Annotated in this window: 6 protein-coding genes and 1 pseudogene; 1 reads left to right on the forward strand and 6 read right to left on the reverse strand. The window is 67.0% G+C overall.

Annotated elements, in window-relative coordinates:
- The first annotated feature begins 238 nt into the window (after positions 1 to 238).
- Positions 239 to 1489 (forward strand): tyrosine-type recombinase/integrase, encoded by a 1251-nt coding sequence (locus HUU96_RS10805; protein WP_174292809.1) that lies wholly within the window; start codon positions 239 to 241, stop codon positions 1487 to 1489.
- Positions 1490 to 1527: 38 nt separating this feature from the next.
- Here the strand turns inward: HUU96_RS10805 and HUU96_RS15345 are convergent, their stop codons facing one another.
- From HUU96_RS15345 to HUU96_RS14985, 6 genes and pseudogenes are all read right to left on the reverse strand, one after another.
- Complete coding sequence (locus tag HUU96_RS15345; RefSeq protein WP_174292810.1) at positions 1528 to 1764, reverse strand: helix-turn-helix domain-containing protein; 237 nt, start codon at positions 1762 to 1764, stop codon at positions 1528 to 1530.
- Entirely contained in the window at positions 1761 to 1976 is a 216-nt protein-coding gene (locus HUU96_RS10815) for a DUF2274 domain-containing protein (RefSeq protein ID WP_174292811.1), read from the reverse strand. Before HUU96_RS10815 ends, HUU96_RS15345 begins: the two co-directional genes overlap by 4 nt.
- Before the next feature lies 1 nt (position 1977).
- Positions 1978 to 3180 carry a TrbI/VirB10 family protein gene (locus HUU96_RS10820; protein WP_174292812.1) on the reverse strand — a complete coding sequence of 401 codons (1203 nt, stop codon included), beginning with the start codon at positions 3178 to 3180 and terminating at the stop codon, positions 1978 to 1980.
- On the reverse strand, positions 3177 to 4157 hold the full coding sequence (gene trbG / locus HUU96_RS10825; protein WP_174292813.1) for a P-type conjugative transfer protein TrbG: 981 nt from the start codon (positions 4155 to 4157) through the stop codon (positions 3177 to 3179). The genes HUU96_RS10820 and trbG overlap by 4 nt, the downstream gene beginning before the upstream one ends.
- Positions 4154 to 4972 (reverse strand): conjugal transfer protein TrbF, encoded by an 819-nt coding sequence (gene trbF / locus HUU96_RS10830; protein ID WP_174292814.1) that lies wholly within the window; start codon positions 4970 to 4972, stop codon positions 4154 to 4156. Before trbF ends, trbG begins: the two co-directional genes overlap by 4 nt.
- Positions 4972 to 5153, reverse strand: a pseudogene (locus tag HUU96_RS14985) (P-type conjugative transfer protein TrbL); the annotation flags it as partial. The pseudogene HUU96_RS14985 and the gene trbF, both read right to left, overlap by 1 nt.

Here is a 5153-nt window from a genome sequence, read left to right on the forward strand (position 1 = left end):
GAATTGGTAGACGCACCAGCTTCAGGTGCTGGCGATCGCAAGGTCGTGGAGGTTCGAGTCCTCTTCTGGGCACCATTCACCCGTCCGCAGGCGTCCGCCAACGTCCCGCAAGTAGCTGCAAACTAAGCGCTTTTCTTGATATCTTGTCCGGCGAGGTTCGGGTGCGTTTGCCTGAAATTACCCCACGCTGGGGGTACTTTTGGGGGCATTCCACCCGGTGACGGATGGAGATACCCCCATGGCGCTGACTGCCCTTGCCATCAAGAATGCCAGGCCTCGAGCGAGGCAGTACAAGCTCGCGGATGAGCGAGCACTCTATCTCCTGGTCACGCCTGCCGGCGGCAAATACTGGCGGATGCACTACCGCATCCTCGGCAAGGACAAGACGCTGTCGTTTGGTGTCTGGCCTGACGTGAGTCTCGCCGAAGCTCGTGAGAAGCGCGATGATGCGCGAAAGCGGATCGCCGATGGGATGGACCCCATTGCCGAGAAGAAGCTCGCGAACTTGCGCGCCCAGATCGACGCCAACGCCACGTTCGAGGGTGTCGCCGAGGAATGGCTGGTGAAGATCGGCCGAGAAGGCCGGGCCGAGCGCACGCTCGGCAAGGTGCGTTGGCTGCTTAACATGGCATATCCGGTTCTCGGCAATCGTCCGATCAACCAGATTGAAGTTCAAGAGGTGCTGGCCGTCCTGCGCAAGATCGAAGCGACGGGGCGTTATGAGAGCGCCCGGCGGATGCGAAGCGTCGCCGGCCGTGTCTTCCGCTACGGCATCGCGACCGGCCGGTGCCAGCGGGACATCGCGAGTGATCTACGCGGCGCCATCGTGGTGCCGAAGGTCAAGCACTTTGCGGCGATCACCCGCCCGAAAGAGGTCGGCGAACTGTTGCGAGCGATCGACGATTATCCCGGCCATGCGATAACGACGTTCGCGCTCCGGATGACGCCGCATGTGTTCGTCCGCCCCGGCGAACTGCGCAAGGCGGAGTGGAGAGAGTTCGATCTTGAGCGCGCGGTCTGGACGATCCCAGCGGAGAAGATGAAGATGCGCTGGCCCCATCAGGTGCCGCTCTCACGCCAAGTGCTCGCTTTGCTTGCGGAATTGCGGCCGCTGACCGGCCACAGCTCGTTCGTCTTCCCGGCATTCCACACCTGGAAGCGATCGATGTCGGAGAACACGGTCACCTTCGCGCTTCGACGCATGGGCTACAGCAAGGACGAGATGACCGCGCACGGCTTCCGGGCGATGGCGGCGACGCTGCTCAACGAGATGGGGCTGTGGAACCCGGACGCGATCGAGCGGCAACTCGCGCATATGGAGAACAACGGCGTACGCCGAGCCTATGCACGCGGGCAATATTGGGAAGAACGGGTCGAGATGATGCAGCATTGGTCGGATTATCTCGACCAGCTGCGCGGTGACATTGCCGTCGTAACCATCGATTTTAGCCGGCCTGGGGCCGGCGTTGCCTCCCGGAAGCGCGCTTGAAAATGGATGCCGGAGAGATGCGTCTCTCGGGCATCGCCTCATCGCATGACGAGACGTTTCAGGCAGCGATATGGAATGAGGGTTGAGCGTCCGATCTTTACTGTCTCGATCTCGCCCGACTTGATCAGCTCGTAGAGTGTTGATCGGCCGATTCCAGTGAGCTTTACCGCCATGGAGATGCGCACGCTGATCGGTTCAGTCGGCAGCGCCTCGATCGTGGCGAGAGCGCTGGCCGCATCCCTGCTCCTTTCCTCGAGCGGAAGGCCCCGCGTCATGGTTTTGCGCGCGACCGCAGGAACGCGCGGTCGCTCTCAAGGAACCCGGCAAGCATTGCGGGAACCAGCTCGGTGATATGTTCCTCCCGGCCATAGGTCTGGGCGTAGAGCGCGGCATAAGCGATCAGGGCGTGATGGAGATCAGGCGAGATTGTGACGATAAGCTTGACGGGTGTTCGGTCCGGCAGCTGTGGGAGCTTGAGATCTGCCATGTCAGCGCTCCTCGCGCCACGGCGCAAGCACCAGATCCTTGTGAACCACCAGTCGCACGCGCGCGCCCGGCCGGATCGTGATCGTCGGCTGGACGCCGAGGTTGCGCGAGGTGATCTGATCGCCCGCGCGTGAGACGCTGTCCTGCGTCGACTGGCGGATCGCCTGGACGAGGTCGCTGCTGCCGGAGAGCGCGAGCTCGGAGCCGACCCCCAGCAGGGTCGAGAGCGCGACGCCCTTGAGCAGCGCCCAGGTATGAAAGTCGACGTTGTCCTGCAGCCCGGCATAGCCGGACGCATCGGTTGCCGGCACGTTGTCGATGCGCAGGGAGCTGCCGTCGGGCAGCATCAGCCGCTGCCAGACGATCAGCGCGCGCTTCTGCCCGAACGCGACGACGCTGTCATAGCTGCCGATCAGCCGCGATCCTTGCGGGATCAGCAGGATGCTGCCGGTCGCGCTGTCGTAGACGCGCTCGGTCACGTGCGCGGTGACGAGGCCGGGAAGATCGGAGCGCAGGCCGGTGATCAGGCTCGCCGCGATGACGCTGCCCGCCGACAGGGTGTAGGGCGACGGTGCCGGGGTGAGCTGATGTGGGTTGACGTCGCCGCGCGGATCGAGCGTGCCGACGAACTCCGCCTTGTGGGCTTGCGAGTTGGGATCGCGGCCTGGGTCGATCGCCAGCGTGGCGGGCTCGGCCGGCGCCAGGGCCACTCCGCTCTGCACGGCGACCGGCTCGCTCGTCGCGGCCTGACGCGTTTGCACCAGCACGCCGGACTCGCGAGCAGCCTTCACCTCGGCGGCTTGGCGCTCCCGCTCGGCTTGCATCGCCTGGTCGGCGCGCTGCGCCGCGCCCGTGCCGGCCTCGTCGGCGAGCGCCTGCTGCCGATCGAGGATCGGCTTGCCGAGATCGCCCGGCAGCGGCTGGCCGAGCTTCGGCACGTCGCCGTAGCTCGTGGGTAGCTTGGCGAGCGCATCGGTGTTCGGGCGGGACCCGGGCTGCGATTGCTCCTCCTGCTCGACGACGTGCCTGAACACGGTCGGCCGCAGCGCCATCCATGTCACCGCGACCAGGCTCACCGACCCGAGCGCGGCGATGGCGATGATGACGCCGCGCTTGAACCTGATCGCCCGCTTCGGTCGCGCCCGGATCGCGAGCGACTCCGGATCGAGCTTCGCCGGCGGCGGCGTGATCGCTTGCTCGGTCATGCGCCCCTCCGCCGCACGGGCTCGTCGGCGATGCGGGTGATCCGCACGACGTCCTGATGCTTGCTGCCGAGCCGGAGCTCGGCGGCATCGAAGATGCGATCGACGACGTAGAAGCGGCCCTGCACACGGTAGTTGACGAGCTGGGCGGCACCCTTCGCGTCAACCAGGAACAGCGGCGGCGCCTCGCCGACCGCGATGCTCACCGGGAACTCGATGAACGTCTGCCGCCCGTCGTCGAATGCGCGCAGCGGTCGCCATGTCGGCTCGTCGCCGGTCACCGCATAGTTGAACCGGAGCTGCTCGAGCGACAGGCCGGCAGCGACGGGCGCCGCCGCCCGCACCTGCTCGGCGGCGTGCTTCAATGCGATCAATTGATCCTGCGGATAGGTCCACGACAGCGCCGCCATCGCGCTCGCCGCCGTGCTGGTCAGTGCGAGATGATAGCTGCGCCGGTCGGTCGTGACGACGAGGTTGGTCGCGAGACCGGCGGCGAACGGCTTCACGAGGATGTGGGTCTGTCTGGAATCGCCAGCACCGCTGGTCGTGTCGCCGATCGTCCAGCGGACCGTGTCGCCGGACGCGACCGCGCCGAGCACCTCGCCGGGCTGCAGCGCGATGTCGGTGACACGCTCGGGCGCCGTGTAGACATGGTAGAGCACGCCGTCGGCGTAGGGGTAGATTTGCACCGCGTTGATGAAGGCCTGGCGGTCGGGCTCCAGCGTCGCTGCGCGATTAGCGGCCGAAACGGTGCGGAGCGACGTCGTTGCGACCGGCGCACGGTGGCTTCTGGCGGTACGGTGCTTGCGGGGTGTCACCAGCGGGATGGCGGGCCAAGCCTGCGGAGCAGGAGCGGCCGCCCTGCTCGTCACGACAGTGGTCGGCGAAGCGACGGTCGGCGGAATTGCAGCGGCCGCAGCCGATGCCACCGCGAGCGCGCATGCCGGCGCGATCAGGCGCGTCTGAATCGATATCGTCATGGCTGGATCTCCTGGCTGGATTGCGATGGCCGTTCGGCGAGCGTCGGGTCGAGCGGCGAACCGAGCGGCAGCTGGGCTGGTGCGAGAGCGATCGGCTGCGGCACTGATACGGGCGGCGGTGCCGGCGCCGGCACGTCGAGTTCGCGGCTCCAGTCGATCGCGTCGACGTAGAGCCCGAGCGGGTTCTTGCGCAGGACCTCGGCCGTGGTCGGCGGCTTGACCAGCACGGTCAGGATCGCCGTCCAGTGCGACGTCCCGGCAAGCGCACCATGCTCGTAGGCGGTCTCGATCCACTTGACCTGGAACGAGCGGTCCGAAGCGCGCACGACGCTCGTCACCTGCACGGAGACGGTCTTCTCGCCGATCTGCGCGAACGGATCGGCGGCACGGGCGTAGTCGCCGAGGAACTGGCTGCCGCGCTGGGTGGTGAAGTCGTAGGCCGACAGCCAGTCGGCGCGCATCATCACCGGGTCGAGCGAGACCCCGCGCACGTCCTTGATGAAGTGCGCGAGGTGCCACGCAATCTGCGGATCGGTCGGATGATAGCCGGCCTCGGCCGCGGTCACCGCGCGTGTCTCGCCGAGCCGGTCGACCTCGACGACATAGGGCGTCACCCTACTCTGCAGCGACTGCCAGACGAGCCCGCCGGCTTCGCCGACGCCGAGCGCGAGGCAGCCGAACGCCATCAGCCGCCAGTTGCGTGCCTGGATGCGCGCGGAGCCGATCCGCTCGTCCCAGAGCTGCCCGGCGCGCTGGTACGGCGTCTCGGGTTCGGGGGTGCGTCCGTAGCGCTGGACGCTGCGCTTGAAGTGCATCAGTCTTCCCTTTCCTTGATGTCTGGGGTGGCGGACGCGCCGCCGCGGTCGCCTTCTTTCAGTGTCTGCAACGCGGCGTGGCGGTGGTGTCGCGCGGCCTGCTCGGCCCTGAGCTTGCGCGCCCACGTCGGCGCGCCACCATCGGCACCGCCTGGCGCGGCTGCCGGGGCGGTGCCGGTCC

It is taken from the genome of Sphingomonas bacterium (genome assembly GCF_903644135.1).
GTDB lineage: Bacteria > Pseudomonadota > Alphaproteobacteria > Sphingomonadales > Sphingomonadaceae > Sphingomonas.

What these genes read in the sequence shown, in the direction of transcription:
- HUU96_RS10805 (WP_174292809.1), top strand. Translation starts at nt 239, where the DNA reads ATGGCGCTGACTGCCCTTGCCATCAAGAATGCCAGGCCTCGAGCGAGG.
- HUU96_RS15345 (WP_174292810.1), bottom strand. Translation starts at nt 1,764, where the DNA reads ATGACGCGGGGCCTTCCGCTCGAGGAAAGGAGCAGGGATGCGGCCAGC.
- HUU96_RS10815 (WP_174292811.1), bottom strand. Translation starts at nt 1,976, where the DNA reads ATGGCAGATCTCAAGCTCCCACAGCTGCCGGACCGAACACCCGTCAAG.
- HUU96_RS10820 (WP_174292812.1), bottom strand. Translation starts at nt 3,180, where the DNA reads ATGACCGAGCAAGCGATCACGCCGCCGCCGGCGAAGCTCGATCCGGAG.
- trbG (WP_174292813.1), bottom strand. Translation starts at nt 4,157, where the DNA reads ATGACGATATCGATTCAGACGCGCCTGATCGCGCCGGCATGCGCGCTC.
- trbF (WP_174292814.1), bottom strand. Translation starts at nt 4,972, where the DNA reads ATGCACTTCAAGCGCAGCGTCCAGCGCTACGGACGCACCCCCGAACCC.